At 38.1% G+C, this 21,231-nt stretch carries 19 protein-coding genes; 1 reads left to right on the forward strand and 18 read right to left on the reverse strand.

Features of this window, described 5'->3' with window-relative positions; genetic code table 11:
• Window positions 1-191: 191 nt before the first annotated feature.
• Window positions 192-905 (forward strand): MgtC/SapB family protein, encoded by a 714-nt coding sequence (locus ABDZ53_RS05330; protein WP_343754558.1) that lies wholly within the window; start codon window positions 192-194, stop codon window positions 903-905.
• Window positions 906-939: 34 nt separating this feature from the next.
• Here ABDZ53_RS05330 and ABDZ53_RS05335 read toward each other — a convergent pair whose 3' ends face one another.
• The 18 genes from ABDZ53_RS05335 to ABDZ53_RS05420 form a co-directional block, all read right to left on the reverse strand.
• The gene (locus tag ABDZ53_RS05335) at window positions 940-1,380 is read right to left on the reverse strand and encodes an immunoglobulin-like domain-containing protein (protein WP_343754559.1); all 441 of its coding nucleotides are present in this window, start codon (window positions 1,378-1,380) and stop codon (window positions 940-942) included.
• Window positions 1,381-1,466: 86 nt separating this feature from the next.
• Window positions 1,467-2,567 (reverse strand): RnfABCDGE type electron transport complex subunit D, encoded by a 1,101-nt coding sequence (locus tag ABDZ53_RS05340; protein WP_343754560.1) that lies wholly within the window; start codon window positions 2,565-2,567, stop codon window positions 1,467-1,469.
• A gap of 2 nt (window positions 2,568-2,569) precedes the next feature.
• Window positions 2,570-3,877, reverse strand: coding sequence for an electron transport complex subunit RsxC (rsxC, locus tag ABDZ53_RS05345; protein ID WP_343754561.1), 1,308 nt, complete (start codon window positions 3,875-3,877; stop codon window positions 2,570-2,572).
• 560 nt (window positions 3,878-4,437) lie between these two features.
• Window positions 4,438-5,376 (reverse strand): DNA-binding protein WhiA, encoded by a 939-nt coding sequence (whiA, locus tag ABDZ53_RS05350; protein ID WP_343754562.1) that lies wholly within the window; start codon window positions 5,374-5,376, stop codon window positions 4,438-4,440.
• Window positions 5,377-5,406: 30 nt separating this feature from the next.
• Window positions 5,407-6,432, reverse strand: coding sequence for a gluconeogenesis factor YvcK family protein (locus tag ABDZ53_RS05355; RefSeq protein ID WP_343754563.1), 1,026 nt, complete (start codon window positions 6,430-6,432; stop codon window positions 5,407-5,409).
• The gene (gene rapZ / locus ABDZ53_RS05360) at window positions 6,429-7,316 is read right to left on the reverse strand and encodes an RNase adapter RapZ (RefSeq protein ID WP_343754564.1); all 888 of its coding nucleotides are present in this window, start codon (window positions 7,314-7,316) and stop codon (window positions 6,429-6,431) included. The genes ABDZ53_RS05355 and rapZ overlap by 4 nt, the downstream gene beginning before the upstream one ends.
• A 164-nt stretch (window positions 7,317-7,480) precedes the next feature.
• Entirely contained in the window at window positions 7,481-9,211 is a 1,731-nt protein-coding gene (locus tag ABDZ53_RS05365; RefSeq protein WP_343754565.1) for a phospho-sugar mutase, read from the reverse strand.
• 224 nt (window positions 9,212-9,435) lie between these two features.
• On the reverse strand, window positions 9,436-10,389 hold the full coding sequence (gene trxB, locus ABDZ53_RS05370; RefSeq protein WP_343754566.1) for a thioredoxin-disulfide reductase: 954 nt from the start codon (window positions 10,387-10,389) through the stop codon (window positions 9,436-9,438).
• A gap of 116 nt (window positions 10,390-10,505) precedes the next feature.
• The gene (locus ABDZ53_RS05375; protein ID WP_343754567.1) at window positions 10,506-11,507 is read right to left on the reverse strand and encodes an NAD(P)H-dependent glycerol-3-phosphate dehydrogenase; all 1,002 of its coding nucleotides are present in this window, start codon (window positions 11,505-11,507) and stop codon (window positions 10,506-10,508) included.
• Window positions 11,508-11,531: 24 nt separating this feature from the next.
• Window positions 11,532-12,416 carry a prolipoprotein diacylglyceryl transferase gene (gene lgt, locus ABDZ53_RS05380; protein WP_343754568.1) on the reverse strand — a complete coding sequence of 295 codons (885 nt, stop codon included), beginning with the start codon at window positions 12,414-12,416 and terminating at the stop codon, window positions 11,532-11,534.
• Window positions 12,413-13,369 carry an HPr(Ser) kinase/phosphatase gene (gene hprK / locus ABDZ53_RS05385; protein ID WP_343754569.1) on the reverse strand — a complete coding sequence of 319 codons (957 nt, stop codon included), beginning with the start codon at window positions 13,367-13,369 and terminating at the stop codon, window positions 12,413-12,415. The genes lgt and hprK overlap by 4 nt, the downstream gene beginning before the upstream one ends.
• Before the next feature lie 165 nt (window positions 13,370-13,534).
• Window positions 13,535-13,858 (reverse strand): phage holin family protein, encoded by a 324-nt coding sequence (locus tag ABDZ53_RS05390; RefSeq protein WP_343754570.1) that lies wholly within the window; start codon window positions 13,856-13,858, stop codon window positions 13,535-13,537.
• A 2-nt stretch (window positions 13,859-13,860) separates the two neighbouring features.
• Entirely contained in the window at window positions 13,861-14,163 is a 303-nt protein-coding gene (locus ABDZ53_RS05395; protein ID WP_343754571.1) for a PspC domain-containing protein, read from the reverse strand.
• Between the two features lie 25 nt (window positions 14,164-14,188).
• Window positions 14,189-15,913 carry a daptomycin-sensing surface protein LiaX gene (gene liaX / locus ABDZ53_RS05400; protein WP_343754572.1) on the reverse strand — a complete coding sequence of 575 codons (1,725 nt, stop codon included), beginning with the start codon at window positions 15,911-15,913 and terminating at the stop codon, window positions 14,189-14,191.
• Between the two features lie 181 nt (window positions 15,914-16,094).
• Complete coding sequence (gene uvrA / locus ABDZ53_RS05405) at window positions 16,095-18,929, reverse strand: excinuclease ABC subunit UvrA (protein WP_343754574.1); 2,835 nt, start codon at window positions 18,927-18,929, stop codon at window positions 16,095-16,097.
• A gap of 141 nt (window positions 18,930-19,070) precedes the next feature.
• Window positions 19,071-19,736 carry a YfbR-like 5'-deoxynucleotidase gene (locus ABDZ53_RS05410; RefSeq protein ID WP_343754575.1) on the reverse strand — a complete coding sequence of 222 codons (666 nt, stop codon included), beginning with the start codon at window positions 19,734-19,736 and terminating at the stop codon, window positions 19,071-19,073.
• A 67-nt stretch (window positions 19,737-19,803) separates the two neighbouring features.
• Window positions 19,804-20,928, reverse strand: a complete 1,125-nt coding sequence (locus ABDZ53_RS05415; protein WP_343754576.1) for a cation diffusion facilitator family transporter — start codon at window positions 20,926-20,928, stop codon at window positions 19,804-19,806.
• On the reverse strand, window positions 20,928-21,227 hold the full coding sequence (locus tag ABDZ53_RS05420) for an ArsR/SmtB family transcription factor (RefSeq protein ID WP_343754577.1): 300 nt from the start codon (window positions 21,225-21,227) through the stop codon (window positions 20,928-20,930). The genes ABDZ53_RS05415 and ABDZ53_RS05420 overlap by 1 nt, the downstream gene beginning before the upstream one ends.
• Window positions 21,228-21,231 lie beyond the last annotated feature (4 nt).

Below are 21,231 nucleotides of genomic sequence, written 5' to 3' on the forward strand. Positions count from 1 at the left end.
ACTGTATACTTTTGAGCATTTCAAGTTGATTAAGTGCTTAAAATTATGGGGTTTTGACACCATAATCATAAGTATAAGTATAAGTATACAGTAAGATTAAAAAAGTTTAAAGTAATTGCAAACGCTAAATTTACTTTTAAAAATAATGTATACTAAAAGTACGCTACTTATTCCGCATTAGGAGGTTAAACATGGACATTAGTCACATAGAACTTTTAGCTCGATTAATTTTAGCTGCTTTACTTGGTGGAGCTATAGGGTACGAACGAGAGTTAAAAGGACGAGATGCTGGTATGCGCACGCACACTTTAGTTGCTCTTGGCGCAACTATTATTACTCTCACTCAATTAGGTGCAAGTCATTTAGTCATAGAATTCATTCGTAACAATCCAGATTTGAATGGCGTGCTATCGACTGATATTACGCGTTTAACAGCTCAAATAGTTAACGGAATCGGCTTTCTTGGAGCAGGTACTATCATTGTGAGCAGGCGTTCAGTTACAGGACTCACAACCGCTGCGTCTATCTGGGCGGTAGCTAGTTTAGGGATTGCTGTTGGTATGGGCTATTATTTCCTTTCCTTCTCAAGCACGATTATCATGCTCATTGTATTAAGGCTTGTAAAAAGCATTTTTAAAATCGAGCGGACTAAACAATTAGAGATTGAATATAAATCTGCGGATCAAACCTTAGAGTTCATTAAAGAACACTTTTCGGAGAATAATATTACTGTTGTCTCAACTGATCATTCCATTAGTTATTTAGAAGATGGCTCTTCAATATGCAAAGACTTGTATACTCTCCACCTTCCTAATCAGTTTAATCTGATTGATTTAATTTCGAAGATAGGCAAAAATGAAAATATACTATCAATCAATACCATAAAAGCATCCCTTGATAATTAAAACGCGTGTGATAGAAAATTCTATCACACGCGTTTTATCTGACCTGAAATTCCGCCGTCAGGACTTCTCCTTCTATCTCTCTGACTATTCGGTAATGGCCGGGCTCAAGGGGTTCATAAAAGTCCAAATTAATTTCCTCTTGAGCTTCTTCTCCTGAACCCAATATATGGGCAATCATAATAAATGCTATTTCTTCTTCTGGTTCGACCACATACCATTGATGATTATTTAGTTTTTCAAGTGTATAAGCCACTCCGTAAGTAACCTCTTTGGAAGAGTCATTATGCACAGTAAGTAAAAAGCGATCATCCTCTGATTCGTATACTTCCTTATCTAAGGTCAACCTTACACCCCGTAACGTATTGACCTCTTCATAGGGAGTAGGCTCTGCTTCTGGACCTGTACATGCCCATAAGAGGATCACCATACATACGATCCCAAAAAAACTGAATAGTTTGCGCGTTTGACGAGTCATGCTTCCACCTCATTTACGAATAAGAACCTGTTAAAAAAACGACTGTGCTTTCGAACAGTCGTTTTAATTATATCCTATTAATTAGCTTATTTCTCTGCTAAAATGTCTCTTTTATTTAGTGGCTCTGTCAAATCATAATCCGGATGAACTGATGGGCGCTTTTTGTGTCCATATATTCTTGGCATAACCATTTTATCGACGAATGGAATGATCGCATTCATAATCAGAATCGAAAATCCAACACCTTCTGGTGAAAAAGGCGAAATTCTAAAGGCAGCTGTAATAATTCCAGCCATTATAGGATAAATGGTTCTTCCATGAGGAGTTAATCCTCCTGAAGCATAATCCGTCACCATGAACGTTCCTCCTAATAGCAACGCTCCACTCAATACATGATACATCATATACTGGAAGTCAAATCCTGAATAGACGAGCATAATAAGAGCCACCGTCCCGATATATAAAGCCGGAATTTTCGGATTGATTATTTTTCTGAAAATTAAGTAGGCCATAGCAATAAGTAAAGCTAATGAACTGGTTTCACCTAATGATCCGCCCCATCCTCCTTGGTTACCAAGGAACATATTCCACAGTGTTTGTGCTCCTTCTGGAACTTCCGTGGCTCCACTGGAAATATAAAACAGAGGAGTTGCTGTAGCAACTAAATCAGTTGGAGTTGCTGTTGTAATAGCTTCTGCAGAACTGGCTGTCGTGATCAGGTCAGCACCCGATACAAAAGTGTTGACAATCCAAGGAGCCATTAAGTAGGTTATACGTCCCGCTACAGCAGGATTAAATCTGTTTCTACCAATTCCTCCAGGAATCATTTTGACAATAATTATAGCAAATAGACTAGCTAAGACAACACTGAACCAAGATACCCCGTTAGGCATACTTAATCCAAGTAACATCCCTGTCACAGCAGCAGATAAATCATTAATAGTCATTCTTTTACGGACTATTTTTTCATAGAGGTATTCACTCACCACACATGTGACAACAGCTAAGGCTGTAACCCATAAAGTCTGAGTACCGAAAAAATAAACCCCCGCGATAAGTGGGAAAATCAAGGCAATGATTACCTGTAACATAATCCATTGTGAAGACCACTTTTCAAATACATGAGGCGACTCGTCCATCATTAAGTCGTAGTCAGCTAAGGTCGTTTTTCCTTTATTAGTAGACATCTTTACACCGCCTTTTGTTTGATAGCTGTTTTAGCTTTTCTAATATTTTCTAGTAATGGAATCTTAGAAGGACAGATGAATGAACAGTTCCCGCATTCAATACAGTCCATAGCTCCTAATTGTTCCGCTTTCTCAATGTCTCCTCTTTCGTAAGCGTTACTAATTAAAATAGGCTGTAAGCTCACAGGACAGACATTAATACACTCTGAACAGCGAATACAATCGACACGTTCATCTTCGTGTGCTTCTTTGGCAGTTAAGAAAGTGACGTGTGTGGTTCCCTTAGTAATCGGAATAGCTCCGTCGTCAATCGTTTTACCCATCATCGGTCCTCCGTGAATAACTTTCTTAGGCGCTTCTACAAAGCCACCGCATATATCAATCACATCATCGATAGGTGTTCCGATACGAACAAGCAAGTTTTTCGGTTCAGCTAAAGGAGTTCCATTAATAGTCGTTACTCTCTCAACCATTGGTTTACCTAAACGAACAGCTCTATAAATCGCTTGGAAGGTTCCAACGTTAGATACAATACACCCAACGTCAGCCGGCAGAGACCCGGGAGGAACTTGACGTCCTGTACAGTTTTCAATTAACTGCTTTTCAGATCCTTGAGGATATTGTGCAGGAAGTACTTTGACTTCTACTTTGTCATAGCCTGCAGCTGCTTTTTTCAATGCTTCTCCAGCTTCTAAAGAATTATCTTCAATTCCGATATAGACTTTATCAACATTGAATACACTATCAATGACACGAATGCCTTCGATGATTTCATCGGCATACTCAAACATTGTTCGGAAATCAGCGGTAGAGTATGGTTCACATTCTGCACCGTTTAAAATAAGCGTATCGATTTTTTTGTCTGCAGGTGGAGCCATTTTTACGTTAGTCGGGAAGGTTGCCCCACCCATACCAACAATACCGGCACGCTTAATTAATTCTGGTATCAATTCTGGTGCGACTGACTCTCCAGCCTCAGGAAATGGAGGTTCTTCAACATATTCCCCGTCATTTTTTATAATGATACTTGTAGTCAATCCGTTTAACCCTACTCTATCTTCAATAGAGATAACTTCTCCACTTACTGAAGATAAAACATTTCCAGAAATAAACCCTTGAGCTTCACCTATTAATGTTCCAACATTGACTTTATCTCCTACTTCTACAACAGGTTTTGCTGGTGCTCCGATGTGCATAGACATGGGATAGACCATAATAGTCGGCGCATCGATGCGTTCAACCGCTTTGTCTCGTGTGCGCTCTTTATTATACTCAGGATGGACAGCTTTCCTTTTTGTTTTAAAATGCATTCCCTTTCCTCCTCAAAATGTCACTGGGTATCTAAATATAAACACTAGTCAGTGTGATCCCTCTATGTTTAGTGATAAATTCACATGAAAAAATAAAAAATAATGGCATTAACAACTACTTCAAGAATATACAGAGAATGTAAAGATATATCAAGACTTTTAACCATTTTCATCTCGCAAATATTACAATTGAAAATGATTCTCATTCTCTTCTTTATTACATTCAAAATAAAGTTTGTGAAAAAATGATTTTGCAGTTGCTCTGTTCTTCCATATCTCTTTAATCAGATTGTATTAATTACAAACTGAGTTTCTAAACAATTGACTACTTTAAGTGGTATCTCTTAAAACTTTTCTCAATAAGTTTGCTCAAATGAGAATTGGCGCTTCCCTTATTTATTCTCTCAGATGGCATTATTGTGTGCACTTTCTAAATAAGCTATCACACTACATTAAAACCTTTGTTAACATATCAAAATCGATATAATGTATAATTTAAATTTTATTCAAAAAAAATCTATTATTTCCTCAACACATCCGTGAAGGAAATAATAGATTGGTTATACTTTGATATTTTCTCTAATCTCTTCTGCTATTTTTGTGATTTTTCTTAGACGGTGATTGACTCCAGATTTCGAAACTCCCCCATTGGGAACCAATTCTCCTAGTTCCTTTAGGCTGACATCTGGGTAAGCCACTCTTAATTCAGCTATTTCTCTTAGTTTATCAGGAAGAGTATCTAAGCCGCTCACTCGTTCAATAAGGCGGATGTTTTCAATTTGTCTCCCAGCGGCATCAATCGTTTTGTTCATATTGGCATTTTCACAGTTGACTAAACGATTCACTGAATTTCTCATATCTCTGACAATACGCACATCTTCAAAACGGAACATACTATTTGTTGCGCCTATTAAAGCTAAGAAATCAGCAATTTTTTCAGATTCTTTTAAGTACACAATATACCCATTTCGTCTCTCATGTACTCGCGCATTTAAGCCATAGGTATGCATCATTTCACATACATCATTATTGTGTTCGGCATAGCTCGAGTATATTTCCAAATGGTATCGGCTTGTTTCCGGACTGTTTACCGAACCTCCGGCTAAAAATGCGCCTCTCAAATAGGATTTGATTTTTTGTTTGTTTAATTTAATTTCATCTGGTATATGCCCGTTATAGAGCATTCCATCCATAATTCCCAGTTCTTTTAAAATGAGTCTACTGCCGCTTTTCAACCGCACGATGTACACATTATTTTTCTTTAGCTTCATTTTTTTACGCACAAGCAATTCCGATTCGACATCAAAGTTATCTTTAATAAGCGTGTAGATCCGTCTCGCAATCGCTGCATTCTCCGTCTGAACGTTTAAAAGAAAATCCTGATTGATAATACTCAGTGACCCGTTCATGCGAATTAATGCAGCCAGTTCGGCTTTGGCATGTTCAGGATGAACTTCCAGCATGGTTAATTCTTTTTTTACATCAAATGCAAATGACATGTTTTCACACCCTTTACTCAAAGAACAGCTTTATGCATTTTTAAAATATTCTTTGATTTTTCTTTGACTGTTAAAGGCTGTTTTAAAGATTTCCTCTGCCACTTTTTCACCATTATGATAGACTCCCTTTGAGGTGAGTTGTAAAAAGTCATCGGAAATAATGAGCGGCACTTCTTCTTGAAGCCCTTTAAAGTCATGTTCTACTTGTAATAAATACTCTTCATTCTGTTCATTTTCTATATAAAATTCGGGGACTTGTCCTATGTTAGTTAGAGCGATATCAATGAATTTTTGACCCAGGTGTTTATGAAGAACTTTAATATGGTCAGCATCGTTCACGTTTTCTGTTTCACCGAGTTGTGTCATAATATTAGAAATATACACCACTTTTGCTTCAGTCTTTAATAAAGCTTCGCCTATTTCTGGAATCATTAAATTAGGTAATATACTCGTAAACAGACTTCCCGGTCCTAACACAACCATGTCTGCATCCATTATAGAAGACTTTACTTTTCGTCCTGCTTTAACTGTTTTGTTTTCATCCGTGCATGTCACGGTCACATAATCAATCATCTTCCCTTTTTTAGGAATATGCGATTCTCCTGACTCTGTTGTGCCATCCATATATTTCGCATGTAAGACGAGCGGTTCCTCAGCTGCAGGGTAGACATGGCCTTTGACATGCATCATCGTCGCTAGCAATTGAATGGCTCTGTAAATATTCCCTTCCATATCAGCTGTCGCAGAAATAATTAAATTCCCAATAGTGTGGCCTGATAATGTAGAGTCATCTTTTTTAAAACGATATTGAAAGATTTGCTTCTGTAACTCTGGGATATCTGATAAAGCCGTTAAGACATTCCTTAAATCTCCAGGGGGGACAGCATTGAAACTTTTCCTTAAAGCCCCACTGCTTCCCCCATCGTCCGCTACGGTAACGACAGCAGTCACGTCCGCATCTTTTTCTTTTAAACTTCTTAAGATAACAGGTAGACCTGTTCCTCCCCCAATAACTACTATTTTTGGTCTTCTGTTCGTAATTTTTAATTGTTTCATGATCGCACAGTGGACTCCTTTACTTTATCTTTATCCCGATGGGTAATGTTCACAGGATACCCGTCTGCTTTTATCTTTGCAGCCACGCGTTCTGCTAAAGCAACTGATCTGTGTTTGCCACCCGTACAACCAATAGCAATAGTCAGGTTACTTTTCCCTTCTTTTTTATAACCTGGCAGTGTTGTTTCAAGTAGACTTGTAAAATGTTTGTAGAAAGATTCTGTTTCAGGTTGCTGCATGACGTAATCATAGACAGGTTCATCTAAACCTGTTTGGGGTCTCAACTCATCAATGTAATGGGGATTCGGTAAGAACCGGACATCCATAACTATATCTGCGTCTATAGGACTGCCATACTTAAAGCCAAATGAAACCAGTTCAACACGAAACATTTCTTTTTCTTTTGCTTTAAATTTCCCGATTAGCTTTTCTCTTAGCTGTCTAGGAGTTAAGTTACTTGTATCGATAACAAATTGAGCCTTTGTCTTAATTTCATATAAGAGTTCTCGTTCTTTCTGAATACCTTCTAGCGTGCGTTCATTTTGAGCGAGTGGATGGGCTCTTCTGGTTTCTTTGTAACGTGATACCAATTCCTGATCTGTTGCTTCTAAAAAAACAATGCGACTGGTAATATAAGATGTATTGTCTAAGGTTTGAATCACCTGATTAATCTCTTCAAAAAAGTCTTTCATTCTCAAGTCCATTACTAAGGCAATCTTACCGAATTGACCAGACTCTCTGACTAACTGCCAAAATGTAGGAAGTAAATTAGGAGGCATATTGTCAATACAGTAGTATCCCATATCTTCAAAACTTTGCATCGCTACAGTTTTTCCTGCACCACTCATACCCGTGATTATGACTAAATCTAAATTATCTTTCATGTGCTTTCCTCCTATACCCTTATGTAAATCTCTTCCATATAGAGTTCACTCTATTATAACATCCCTGGCGTGTCATGTATAGGTGTTCTCTAAAGAGTCATTTGTCGTTCAAACAAATCCCCACAAAAGAATAATCATTCTTCCGTGGGGATTTTGATATGTGTCTATTTAGCTTTGTCTACAATCTTTTGAATATCTTGCTCAAATAGTTTCATTTTTCCCTCTACTTCTACACCTGAATCATCATTAGCTGCGATGTAGAATTTAATCTTAGGTTCTGTTCCAGATGGTCTAATAGCTATCCAACTAGAATCAGCTAATTTATATTTCAAGACATCCGCTGGTGGTAGATTAATCGATTCTTCGTCACCGAAACGGGCTCTAGTCTGCTTTTTAAAGTCTTCAGTGACTTCAACTTTTATATTCCCGAACTCAGTTGGCGCATTTTCTCTTAAATGAGCCATTAGTTCTTTGATTTTCTTAGAACCTTCCTGTCCTTCTAATGTGACAGAAATTGTTTTTTCCTTGTAATGACCATATTCATGATAGAGCTCTTGCAGGGTGTCAAACAAACTGTATCCTTCTTCTTTATAGAAAGCTGTCATCTCTGCAACCATGACTAAAGCCTGTATAGCATCTTTATCTCTTACAAAAGGCTGCACTAAATAGCCATAACTTTCTTCAAAACCAAACATAAAGGTATGGGAATGTGTTTCTTCAAATTCTTTAATTTTTTCTGCGATAAATTTGAAGCCGGTTAATACATCCATAGTCTCTACGCCATGCTTATCTGCTATTGCGCTTGGCAATTCACTGGATACAATGGACTTAATCATGACACTGTTACTTGGAAGTGTTCCTTTCTTTTCGTGCGCTTTTAAAATGTAGTCAATCATCAAGCTTGCAATCTGGTTACCTGAAAGCAACTCATAGTATTCTCCCGCTGTTCTAACTGCTAAACCTAGTCTGTCTGCATCAGGGTCTGTTGCAATCAGTATATCAGCACCGACTTCTCTTCCTTTTTTAAAGGCTAGTTCAAAGGCGGCTTCATCTTCTGGATTAGGAGATTTTATAGTTGAGAAATCAGGATCTGGATCGGCTTGTTCTTCCACTAAAAAGACGTTTCTAAACCCGGCTTGTTGTAAGGCTTTTTCTCCCAGCATTTTTCCTGTTCCATGCAAAGGGGTAAAGACTATCTTCAACTCTCTTCCCTGTCTGTTAATAAGCTCGGGGTCTATTGTCACTCTTTTTAAAGCGTCTAAGTAAGCACGGTCTAAATCTTTCCCTAAAATAGTGAGGAGTTCTTTCTCAGCGGCTTCCGTTTCGTCCATCGTTTCAATGGATAAAATATCTGAGACACTTCTAACAAAAGAAGTTAATTCATCTGCTTCTTTTGGAGGGAGCTGTCCTCCATCTTCCCCGTACACTTTAAATCCATTATATTCAGCAGGATTATGACTAGCGGTAATCATAATTCCTGCAGCCGTTTTTAAATGTCTGACCGCAAAGGATAATTCAGGGGTTGGACGTAAATCCTCGAAAACATAAGAGGGAATTCCATGAACAGCTAATGTTTTTGCTGCTTCCATCGCAAATTCTTTAGACATGTGACGAGAATCATACGCTATGGCGACTCCTTTTTCTTTCGCATCTTCTCCCTGGTTTTCAATAAAGAGGGCTAAACCTTTTGATGCTTGACGGACAGTGTAGATGTTCATTCTATTAGTACCTGCACCAATAACCCCTCTCATTCCAGCTGTTCCGAATTCCAGTGAGGTGTAAAAGGAATCTTCCAATAACGTTTTATTATCCTGATAGCTTTCCAATTCTTTTTTTAATTCGCTATCCAACGTTGGATGATTCAACCATGTTTCGTAGCTTTCTGACCATTCCATATTTCTCCCTCATCTCTCTTTCATATTTTTTCACTTATATTTTTATTGTATCACTTTTTATACTCACTTGCATGAATGACAGCAAATTGCTTCTGTTATTCCAAATAAAGGCTTTTCTATTTGAAGAAATCTTAACCTCTGAAACCAATCGATTGTCATTACAAGTAAAAAAAGAGTAAGCACGCGTCCATATCCTTCGAACGCTGCTTACTCTAAATGATAGTTTATGCTTTTTGTTTTTCTAAGCTCTCTTTTAATTCTTCTACATACTGATAGGCTGCATTCCCGGCTATCGAACCATCTCCAACCGCTGTAGCCACTTGACGCAGGACAGTGTCTCTCACGTCACCAATGGCGAAGATTCCGGGTACAGAGGTCATTCTGTTTTCATCCGTCACGATCCAGCCTTCTTCATTCGTAATACCTAAAGAACGAAACTCGTCTGAGTTTGGAAGTAAACCGATATAAATAAATGTCCCTTCTGCATCTATAGTAGACACTTCTCCTGTTTTGACATTTCTAATGTGTATACCATTAACCGTCTCTTCACCGGTAATCTCTTCAACGACAGAGTCCCATATAAAATCTACCTTCTCATTTTTAAAGGCTCTATCTTGTAAGATTTTTTGAGCACGCAACTCATCTCTTCGGTGAATAATTGTTACTTTTTTAGCAAACTGAGTCAAATACGTTCCTTCTTCAACCGCAGAGTCTCCACCGCCAACAACGACGACATGTTTATCTCTAAAGAAAGCTCCATCACAAACAGCACAATAAGAAACACCACGTCCGTTGTATTCTGCTTCACCTTGAACTCCCAGCTTTTTATGCTCTGCTCCAGTTCCTATAATGACTGCTTTAGCTAAATACGTTTTATCTGACGTCTTAACTTCTTTAACAGATCCTTTATCAACAACTTCTTGTACATCTCCATACACATGCTCTGCACCGAATCTTTTTGCACCTTCATACATTTTCATAGATAAATCTGGTCCTTGGATGCTATCAAAGCCAGAGTAATTTTCAATGTCTGCTGTGTTATTCATTTGTCCACCGGGTAATCCCTTTTCAAGAATAAGGGTGGAAAGGTTGGAACGAGACGCGTATAGAGCAGCTGTTAGCCCTCCAGGCCCGGCCCCGATGACTATTACATCGTATAATTTTGTTTCTGATTCCACTGACTGTTCTCCTCTCGATGACACGTGTTTCATACATCTTCTATTCATACACTTACTTTTTGTAAGCAATAATGTCTTACCTTATTTTACCAAAATACAGAGAATAGTCAAGACCCTCACTCTGCTTTGCCTTCTCGTTGCATCAAATTCAAAATGACATGTTTGACATCTGCTTTGTTATAAACGACTTGATAAATAGCTTCTGTTATCGGCATCTCTATGCCATAAGTCTGAGCCAATTCATAAGCTGCCTTTGTAGTAGAGACTCCCTCAACTACCATACCCATGCCGTTGATAACAGATGATACATCTTTCCCCTGTCCGATTTGATAGCCAGCTCTCCAGTTTCTTGAATGGGGACTAGTACAAGTGACAATGAGATCACCGACACCACTTAACCCCATAAAAGTTAAAGGATCGGCTCCCAGTTTGACTCCTAGACGACTAATCTCTGCTAATCCTCTCGTGACTAGGCCAGCCTTTGCGTTATCTCCATAGCCCAAGCCTGCGATTACTCCTGCTCCTAAAGCTATGATATTCTTAAGCGCTGCACCTATTTCCACCCCGATAATGTCTGTATTGGTATAAACGCGGAAATAATCATTAATAAAGACACTCTGCACTAATTCAGCCGCTTTTTTATCACTAGAAGCGGCCGTGATGGTTGTCAGATCCTTCGCAATGACTTCTTCTGCGTGGCTAGGACCTGATAATGTCACTAAACCTTTTAAATACTCTGAAGAAATCTCCTCACTTAATAGGGTAGAAATACGTTTATAGGTATTCTCTTCTAAACCTTTTGAGGCATGAACAACCGTCACTTCTCTATTTAACAGACTATTCACTCGTTTAGCTAGTTCTCTCATTCCCTTCGTCGGAATAACAAACACTAGCAAATCCGCAGTCGCTACCGCTTTTTCCAGATCAGTGGTCGCTCTTAATTCTGTTGGGAATTTGAAGTGAGGAAGATAGCGCTCATTCGTGTGGTCCGTATTTATTTCCTCTTTTTGCTTTTCGTCTCTCGTCCAAATCAAGACCTCATGCCCATTTTCAAAAAGGACATTGGCTAAGGTACTTCCCCAAGACCCAGCCCCTAAAACAGTTATTTGACTTCCCACTTTCATGACTCCTTCCAAAACAGTCTACTGATTTTGTTTCTGCTTTGATTCATATCGTTTTCTTTTCTCTTCAAATTTTCTGTCTGGTTCTATTCCTTCTGTATAATAAGGAGGCGTAGGGTAAACGTATAGTCTTCGATAAATTATAAGACCAATACTTCCGACAAGTAAGACTAGCGACAGTAATTGAGATACTCTAAAATTACCGAGATACAAGCTATCTGTACGCATCCCTTCTATGAAGAAACGGCCTAATCCATACCACGCTAAGTAACTTAAAAAGACTTCCCCTCTTCTAAAGAAGGTATTCTTAGCACGTAAGGTCATTAAAAGAATGACTCCAATCAAATTCCATATCGATTCATATAAGAATGTAGGATGGTAATAGGTCCCATTTATATTCATCTGTTCAATAATGAACTGAGGAAGACGCAGCCCTTCTAAAAACTGACGGGTCACTTCTCCTCCGTGAGCTTCTTGATTGACAAAATTTCCCCATCGACCAATTGCTTGAGCCAGTAAGACGTGAGGCCCTATGATGTCTAATAATAGCCACACTGGCACCTGACGTTTTTTACTGTACCAGTAAAGTACAAGTCCGCCTCCGATTAAGCCGCCATAAATGGCTAATCCTCCTTCCCAGAAATAGAAGATTCGAATAGGATTAGCTAAATAAGTGGGTAGTTCAAATAAAACGTAGTATAAACGAGCGCCTATGATACCAGCAGGAATAATCCAGAAAGCTAAGTCTACAATAAAATCTTCGTCAATTCCTCGCTTATTTGCTTCTCTCATACTTAACCAAACAGCTAAAAACATACCTATTACGATGATAATACCGTACCAAGCGATTTCAAGTGGCCCTAAACGAATCGCTATAGGATCAATACTTCCAATCACTTGTCTCATTCTTCTTCCTCCAGTCCAGCATTATTGGAGTTTTGCTTAATTAAATTGGATAAATTATTTTCAAAGGTTTCTGTCGCATCATATCCCATTTCTTTCGCTCTTATATTCATGGTGGCGATTTCTATGATGATAGAAAGGTTTCGACCCACTCGAACAGGTATAGATAACTTTGGTATATCCACATTAAAAATACGCATTCTCTCAAGATTATGCCCTAAACGATCATATTGACGATTTCGATCCCAGTGTTCTAGATTAATGATTAAGTCAACTGTTTTAGAGGTTCGAATAGATCCTACTCCAAATAAGTTCACGACATCAATAACACCGATACCTCGAATTTCAATTAAATGACGTAAAATTTCAGGTGGTTCTCCAATGATACGACTCTCGTCCATCATGTACAATTCTACCCTATCGTCAGCAACTAATCGGTGACCTCTCTGAATTAACTCTAAAGCTGTCTCAGATTTTCCAATGCCTGAGTCACCTGTAATGAGTACGCCCATTCCGTATATATCGACTAAAACACCGTGCTGTGAAATACGTTCGGCTAATCTTTCTTCTAAGAAATTCGTGACGTTAGATGAAAGACGAGTCGTTGAACGATTCGACAATAAAACAGGTATGCCTTTTTCTTGTGCAGCCTTAATTAACTCTTTTGGAGGTTCCTGATTACGTGAAATAAGAAATGCAGGGGTATCTGCTTGACACATTCTTTTCATGACAATATAGCGCTCATCGCTTGTCATGCGTTCTGAAAAAGATATTTCTGTTTTTCCAAGTAATTGTATTCTATTTTGAGGGTAGAAACTAAAATAACCCGTTAGTTCTAATGCAGGTCTTGATAAGTCACTAATGGTGATTTCTCTGTCTAAATGATCTTCACCAATGATGACGCTAATGTCATCCATTGCATCAACTAACTCATGAATTCTTACTGAGGCAGTCATAGTAAAACTCCTTCTGTCAATTTTAAAAACATAACTTAATCATACCATATATACCAAGTCCTTTATAGAAGAAACTTGGCTGGGTGAGTAAATAACTATGTACGAAAGAAGGCTTATACCAGTTTTATACAAACTGGTATAAGCCTTCTTTTATCATCTTCTTGGTTATTCCAGATAAGCATTTAATGCTGAGACAATTAATGCAACCAGCAGAGCCATCCAAAATGAGCTGAATCCAAATCCACCGACAAGAGCTGCTGTCATCCACAGCATGATTCCATTTATAATAAAATAGAATAGCCCCAATGTCATAATGGTTATAGGAAGAGATAGGATAACAAGTATCGGCTTCACTATAATGTTCAAGAGTGAGAAAACTGCTGCAGCAATCAGTGCTGTCTGCCATGTTTCAATCATGAATCCATTAAGAAATCCAGCCAAGGCAAGAAAGATGATGGTGTTTGCTAAAATCCTTTGCCACCATTTCATTCTTAAAAATCACTCCAGTCTTCCTCGTCTATTTTTTCAGCCTCTTTTCTTTGAGGCTTCTGTGAATAGTTCCCGAAAGGATTGTGATGTTTGGATTGTGATGACGGTTTGTCAACAGAGTGATTATTGTCCGGCATGACTAATGCCAGTAAAAGGTATATTGGGACTGTTGATCCAACTCCAACAAAAGTAGCAACTACCACAATAACTCTCAATAATACCGGATCGATATTAAAGTATTCACCTAAACCTCCGATTACTCCAAATATCACTGCATTATTTTTAGATTTAGCTAATTTTTTCATGTCCATCCCTCTTTTCATTCTGTCTTTATTTATCTGTATCTTTTAGCAAAACATTCCCTGTCGTCGTTGTTGCAGTAAAATCAAATGGACGTTCTCCCGTTAACCGTTTGATTCGCACAGTATGGCCTGACTTTTCAATAGGTTCAACATCACTTAAACGACTTTTTACTTTCCCAAAGGTTGTTTTAGCTTTTCCTTCCATAGCGACACCTTTAGGTATAGCTAATTTCACATTACCGTTAACCGTTGTTCCAGTCAATCGAATAAGGTTCTCGTTTGTTAACGTTACTTTTACTTCCCCATTGGTCGTAGACAGGTCTGCACTTTCAACGCTTCCTTGGTAGACAATGGATCCATTCACAGAACTAGCCAATAAGTCTTTCAAGTCACCGTTACTAATTGAAATAGTCCCATTGGATCCCTTGGCTTCCAACATAGTTGCCTCTAAATTTTCAAAGTTAATCTCACCATTTGTAGATTTTGCATAAATATCTTTTACAGTTAAATCTTTTGTTTTAAGTTTTCCATTTAACATGTTGATGGATACATAATCATAGGTGCGCTTCGGAAGATATAGTTCGACATCAGCATAGATACGTTTATTCGGGATATGGACAACTAATTTATCGTCGTCAACTGAAATCGTACTTCTGGCATCAAATGACTCAGCCGGTGTGCTTTCATCCATTCTTCCGTAAAGTTTTCCTTTAGCAGACAAACGGATTGTGTCATCTTCACTTGGCTTCACTACTAATTTACCATTAGCCAATTTAATATCTAAAATAGTCGCTGTGCTCTCTTCAAATGTCCACTCTCTATTAAAGTCCTTAGTCGCTAAAGTTGGCAGTTTGACATTGATATTTTTCCAATCAAAGTTTTCGAGCGCACTTTCAATCGTTGAACGGACAGATTGTGTCACTTCACTTTCAGAAGCTTGCTGGACCGTTTTTTTAACTGCCTCCGACCATTCTTTACTGGCCGTTTCTAATTTCTCACCCGCTTTAGAGAATTCTTCTCCCGCTTCTTTTTTCCATTCTTCTGGAATGCGGAAATTAGATGTGGCTTGTTTAGCTTTAACTGTCCACTGTTTCATTTTTGTTCGATTTAAATTTTTAAGTTGGAGCTGTTTTTGAGCATGAAGAACGCGTAATTCTTCTTCTAACTCCTCAATCGCTTCTTTTAATTCTGTTTCTTCCTCTTTATACTCAGCTGTTTCTTCTCTATTTTCAATTTCTTCTAAGCGTCGGGAGGTTTGATCGATAGCTTCTCTTAACTGTACTATCTCATCCGTGTTATCTACCTCATCTAACTGTTTAATTAATTCCAGTTCTTTTTGAATGGATTTAATTTCTTCTAATAGAGCGGTTTTCTCTTCTTGTATCCCTTTTTTCTCTTCTTGATTGATTTGATTCAATCGGTCTTGTTTTTCATGTAATTTCTCTTTGACTTTAGAGATCTTATCATTGGTTTCATCTAGCTCTACAGAATACCGATTGATTTCTTCTACTAATTTTTCTAATGTTTTTTCGGCTTCTTTTTGTTCTTCGGTCGCCTCTTTTTCAGTAGGTTCTTCTTCAAACGTATCTGTATGTTCTTCTTCAACTGACTCGGTCGATACAGTCTCTGTATGAAAATCTTGATTTTCTTTCTGGTCCTGTTTTTTTGCACTATGCTCTAATAAGTCTAGACCCTCTTCAGTAGATAAGATGCCTTTCTTCATTAACTCGATTATACGTTCTCTTTCATTCATTATAAGCCCTCCTATTAGGTCTTGTCATGTTTGGTCTGTGCCTATTTCTTCTATACTGATGAAATACTACCTAGCTATGATTCTATTATGCAACAGACCTAAACATTTGTCATAGGACCTACGACTGATTTTTACACATAATTTTTTTAGGTGTTTGAAAGATTCGTATCTTTTTTTAGTTTTATTCCATTTCTGTTCGATTTAAAATCTTGTTCAAGTAATAACCTGTATAGCTTTCCTCACACTTAGCCACTTCTTCTGGAGTACCTGTTGTTATTAAAGTTCCTCCACCGATTCCACCTTCTGGTCCCAAATCAATAATATGATCCGCTACCTTTATGACATCTAAATTGTGTTCGATAACCAGTACAGTATTACCTGCTTCAACTAATCTGTTTAAGACATCCAATAGTCTGGCAATATCATGGGAATGCAGACCTGTCGTAGGTTCGTCTAAAATATAAAAATTATGTCCATTTTGACGTTTGTGTAACTCACTGGCTAGCTTCATCCTTTGGGCTTCACCACCTGATAAGGTTGTGGCGGGTTGTCCTAAAGTCATATACCCTAGTCCAACATCAATAATCGTCTGTAATTTTCTTTGAATTTTTGGAATGTTGGAGAAGAATTCTACCCCTTCTTCAATAGTCATTGCTAAAACATCCGCAATATTTTTCCCTTTATACTTCACTTCTAAGGTTTCAGAATTATATCGTGTGCCATTACATACTTCACAAGGGACATACACATCCGGCAAGAAGTGCATTTCAATTTTCAAAATGCCGTCTCCTCTACATGCTTCACATCGTCCCCCTTTTACATTAAAGCTAAAGCGTCCTTTTTTGTACCCTCTTGTTTTAGCTTGATTCGTCTTGGCGTATAGATCTCTGACATCGTCAAAGACACTGGTATACGTTGCCGGGTTACTTCTTGGTGTCCGTCCAATGGGACTTTGATCGATATCTATGACTTTTTCCAACTGTTCATAGCCAGTAACAGATTTATGCTTTCCTGGCTTAACTTTTGATCGGCCAACCTCTCTGGCTAACGCTTTCTTCAATATTTCATTGACTAAAGAACTCTTTCCTGATCCAGAAACTCCTGTTACAGCAATAAAACGACCTAAAGGAAACGCGACATCAATGTTTTTCAAGTTATTTTCCTGTGCCCCTTTAACCACTATCGAACCTTTATCAACCTGTCTTCTTTCTTTAGGTATAGCAATAGACTGCTTTCCAGATAAATAAGCACCAGTTATAGACTCTTTTGTATTAACTATTTCATCAAGTGTCCCAGTGGCTATCACTTTTCCACCCTGTTCTCCGGCACCTGGGCCAATATCGATAATGTAGTCGGCAGCTCTCATAGTGTCTTCATCATGTTCAACAACTATAAGGGTATTGCCTAAGTCTCTCATCTTCTTAAGAGAGTCAATTAAACGATTATTATCTCTTTGATGCAGCCCTATCGATGGTTCATCTAAGATATAGAGAACACCAGACAAGTTCGATCCTATCTGAGTAGCTAAACGAATACGCTGAGCTTCTCCACCAGATAATGTTCCGGCTTTACGACTCAGTGTAAGATAATCCAATCCAACATTTCGTAAAAAAGACAAGCGGTCTTTAATTTCCTTTTGAATAGGGAGCGCTATTGTTTCGTCTGTAACGGATAACTCTAAGGAATCGAAGAAGTCCAGTGCCTGTTCAACGGAAAAATCACTGACTTCTCCAATATCTTTAGCGTTCACTTTGACGGATAAAGCTTCTCTGTTTAAACGTTTCCCGTGACAAACAGGACAATTTAATTCAGTCATATAGTCTGACATGACTCGACGTGTATAATCACTGTTCGTCTCATGATAACGTCTGTGTACATTGGGTATGACCCCTTCGAACGGAATCATGGTGTCTCTTACACTGCCAAAGTCATTCACATAATGGAAGTGGAATTTCTTTTTACCGGAACCATACAGTACAGTGTCTCTATCTTTTTTCGGTAACTTCTTAAATGGAATAGTCGTATCAATTCCGAAAGAACTGCAAGCCTGCGATAGCATTTGTGGATAGTAATTGGAACTAATCGGCTTCCAAGGAGCCAAGGCTCCATCGTCTAATGAAAGGGTGTCATCAGGTACCACTAAATCTAAATCCACTTCTAGCTTGGTTCCCAACCCATCACATTCACTACATGCTCCAAAAGGGGCATTAAACGAAAACAGACGGGGTTCTAAAGCTGGTAATGTAAAGCCGCATAGAGGACAAGCATGGTGCTCACTAAATAAAAGTTCTTCTTCTCCTATAATATCCGCAATAACATACCCTTCCGCTAAAGATAGAGCCGATTCTATTGAGTCAAATAAACGAGATCGGATTCCTTCTTTAATTACAATTCGATCAACAATAACTTCAATTGTGTGGTTTTTATTTTTATCTAACTCGATTTCTTCGCTAATGTCTCTCATTTCGCCGTCGACACGTAAACGCACATACCCTTCACTCTTAATTTTATCCAGTGTTTTAACATGTTGCCCTTTTTTCCCTTTTATTATGGGTGCTAATAGCTGAATGCGTGTTCTTTCAGGATAAGTCAACAGTCGGTCAACCATTTGCTCAACCGATTGACTCGAGATTTCTGTCCCATCATTGGGACAGATAGGTTTACCTATGCGTGCATACATTAAACGCAAGTAGTCATTAATTTCAGTGACAGTTCCTACTGTGGAACGCGGGTTATTACTTGTTGTCTTTTGATCAATGGAAATGGCTGGGCTAAGTCCTTCTATACTATCTACCTCAGGTTTATCCATTTGACCTAAAAACTGTCTGGCATATGCTGACAAAGACTCGACATATCGCCTCTGTCCTTCGGCATAAAGTGTATCGAAGGCGAGCGAGCTTTTTCCCGATCCCGATAAGCCAGTCATTACTACTAATTTATCTCTGGGGATAGTCACATCGATATTTTTTAAATTATGTGAGCGTGCCCCTCTTACTACAATTTTATCGTTAGCCATAGTCATCCTACCTTTGTTTTTTCCTCATTCGTCTTTATTGTACGTCTTTCAATCCATTATTGCATTTATCTTGGTTTATCACGGAAAAGAAGAGGAAAGAGTGATCTCTTTCCTCTCTGTGCCTCTTTTATTTTATCACATTCAGGAGTCCATTGCGAATGTTTGTTCTATATCGTGCTCCTTCAGAATACGTTGAGAAATTCTCTCTAAAGCTGTTTGATTAGTAAACTCTCCACTTAACAAATCTGGTAAAATTTCCGCCAAAAAATACTGGACACTTGCTAGTTCTTTGAAGTTCAAAATGGTGCTAAGAGATTCTTGATAAATTTGAGTAAATAAATCTTCTGGATTACCTTTTTGAATTTCTCCGAATGATTCATACAGTAAATCTACCTTATCAGCCACTGATAATATTTTTCCTTCTAACGTTTCATCTTTTCCTTCTTTGAGTCGGTCATGATAGATGGCCTGAAACTCTTCAGGGATTTCTTCTTCAATAAAGTGTTTGGTCATGGACTCTTCTACATTAGCCAGACGTTCTCTTAAATCGGGATCTGCGTATTTTACAGGCGTTTTAATATCACCGATAAATATTTCAGAGTAGTCATGGTTTAATGCTTTCTCATATAAAGCTTTCCAATCAACCTCTTGACCATTATACTCCTCGACCGTTCCTAAAAATTGAGCAATCTTAGTTACTTTAAAAGAGTGAGCAGCTACTGAATGTTCTTCAAACTTAAACTTTCCTGGACATCTATAAATTTTTTCTAAATCACTTAAACTTTTAAAATACTCATGCATCCCCATAACTTCATCTCCTCCAACTTTATAAAGTTTCCTTATCCTAACACTCATTCTCCCTCATTTCAAATACCTATGATGATAACAAATGACCGGGATCATAAACAAATTCAATAGTACTGTGCGTGATACCGTACGGAAGGATAATTTTTCGTATATCCTCTTTCATTTGGGTGTGCAAACGCGCATCATCTGTATCCGTACTGATAGTTACAGTTAAAGCATGCTCCCGGCCATCAATAGACCAAATATGCAAGTGAGATAGATTAGTTACGCCTTTTATTGAACGGATTTGATTTTGAATATCTTCTCTCGGTACTTCTTTAGGCGTCGCTTCTAAAAAGATTTCCACCGTTTCTTTAAAGACCGGCCATGTTTTATATATGATAAAAATAGCTATTACAATAGATAGCAAGGGATCAAGGAAGTACCAATCTGTAAAACGCAGGATGATACTCACTAGTAAGACTCCCACCCATCCAAGTAAATCTTCTAGCATATGCAGATTTAAGACGGATTCGTTGTGAGTCGCTCCTTTACTGAGTAACCACGCAGAAAACCCATTAGCTAATATCGCAAAAATAGCCAACCAGAACATCCCTTGATTATTCACGGGCTCCGCATCAAACACTCTAGGAACAGAGTGATACAATACTATGGCTGAACCTACCAGTAATACAATGGCTGTAAACAAAGCTCCCAGCAGAGAAAACCGCTGGTGACCAAAACTGTATTGGTCATTGGCTTCTTTTGTAGAAATCTTTTCAAACACCCATGCAAATCCAATTGAAATAGCGTCTCCTAAATCATGAACCGCATCTGTCAGAATAGCCATACTGTTAAATAATAATCCAAAAACAAATTCAATCACTGAGAAAAAGAGATTCAAGAAAAACACGATAGCTATTTTTGTCGTTGTATCTTGCTGGACTAATTGATCTAAGCCATGGTGATCATGTCCGTGAGAGGCATGATTGTGATTCGCACGGTCATCATGGTCTATATCCTTTATAGAAACTTTTTCAAATTCCAATATTTTTAAGACCTTCGAATAGTCAATTGTGTCATTCTTCAAAATCAACTTCTGATTTTTATAATCAACTTCTATAATGTTTTCATTTTGAACAGCATTTAACTTATTCTCTAAATCTTCTGCACATTCCAAACAGTGGACTCCAAGTATTGAAAATTCAGTCATCATAAGCTCTCCTTTTCCTGCACATGAGTAAATACCTGATCAACGATTTCATATATGTGTTCATCTGCCAAAGAATATAATCGTGATTTCCCTTCTTTTCTAGACTTCACTATTCGAGCCGCTTTAAGTATTTTTAATTGATGTGAAACTGCTGATTGATGTCTATCTAATTTCTCTGCCAGTGTGTTCACATTCAACTCTCCAAAAGAGAGAAGATAAACAATAGTTAAGCGGCTAGGTTCACTTACTGCTTTAAATAAGTTTGAAGCATTTTCCAAAATTGTTGGATTCAATTCCATAAGC

Origin of the sequence: Alkalibacterium iburiense, assembly GCF_039521845.1 — a bacterium.
Classification (GTDB): Bacteria; Bacillota; Bacilli; order Lactobacillales; family Carnobacteriaceae_A; genus Alkalibacterium; species Alkalibacterium iburiense.

What these genes read in the sequence shown, in the direction of transcription:
- whiA (WP_343754562.1), bottom strand. Translation starts at nt 5,376, where the DNA reads ATGTCATTTGCATTTGATGTAAAAAAAGAATTAACCATGCTGGAAGTT.
- ABDZ53_RS05410 (WP_343754575.1), bottom strand. Translation starts at nt 19,736, where the DNA reads ATGGGGATGCATGAGTATTTTAAAAGTTTAAGTGATTTAGAAAAAATT.
- ABDZ53_RS05390 (WP_343754570.1), bottom strand. Translation starts at nt 13,858, where the DNA reads ATGAAATGGTGGCAAAGGATTTTAGCAAACACCATCATCTTTCTTGCC.
- ABDZ53_RS05395 (WP_343754571.1), bottom strand. Translation starts at nt 14,163, where the DNA reads ATGAAAAAATTAGCTAAATCTAAAAATAATGCAGTGATATTTGGAGTA.
- rapZ (WP_343754564.1), bottom strand. Translation starts at nt 7,316, where the DNA reads ATGAAAGATAATTTAGATTTAGTCATAATCACGGGTATGAGTGGTGCA.
- ABDZ53_RS05330 (WP_343754558.1), top strand. Translation starts at nt 192, where the DNA reads ATGGACATTAGTCACATAGAACTTTTAGCTCGATTAATTTTAGCTGCT.
- rsxC (WP_343754561.1), bottom strand. Translation starts at nt 3,877, where the DNA reads ATGCATTTTAAAACAAAAAGGAAAGCTGTCCATCCTGAGTATAATAAA.
- ABDZ53_RS05340 (WP_343754560.1), bottom strand. Translation starts at nt 2,567, where the DNA reads ATGTCTACTAATAAAGGAAAAACGACCTTAGCTGACTACGACTTAATG.
- uvrA (WP_343754574.1), bottom strand. Translation starts at nt 18,929, where the DNA reads ATGGCTAACGATAAAATTGTAGTAAGAGGGGCACGCTCACATAATTTA.
- ABDZ53_RS05365 (WP_343754565.1), bottom strand. Translation starts at nt 9,211, where the DNA reads ATGGAATGGTCAGAAAGCTACGAAACATGGTTGAATCATCCAACGTTG.
- ABDZ53_RS05335 (WP_343754559.1), bottom strand. Translation starts at nt 1,380, where the DNA reads ATGACTCGTCAAACGCGCAAACTATTCAGTTTTTTTGGGATCGTATGT.
- ABDZ53_RS05420 (WP_343754577.1), bottom strand. Translation starts at nt 21,227, where the DNA reads ATGGAATTGAATCCAACAATTTTGGAAAATGCTTCAAACTTATTTAAA.
- liaX (WP_343754572.1), bottom strand. Translation starts at nt 15,913, where the DNA reads ATGAATGAAAGAGAACGTATAATCGAGTTAATGAAGAAAGGCATCTTA.
- ABDZ53_RS05355 (WP_343754563.1), bottom strand. Translation starts at nt 6,432, where the DNA reads ATGAAACAATTAAAAATTACGAACAGAAGACCAAAAATAGTAGTTATT.
- lgt (WP_343754568.1), bottom strand. Translation starts at nt 12,416, where the DNA reads ATGAGACAAGTGATTGGAAGTATTGATCCTATAGCGATTCGTTTAGGG.
- ABDZ53_RS05415 (WP_343754576.1), bottom strand. Translation starts at nt 20,928, where the DNA reads ATGACTGAATTTTCAATACTTGGAGTCCACTGTTTGGAATGTGCAGAA.
- hprK (WP_343754569.1), bottom strand. Translation starts at nt 13,369, where the DNA reads ATGACTGCCTCAGTAAGAATTCATGAGTTAGTTGATGCAATGGATGAC.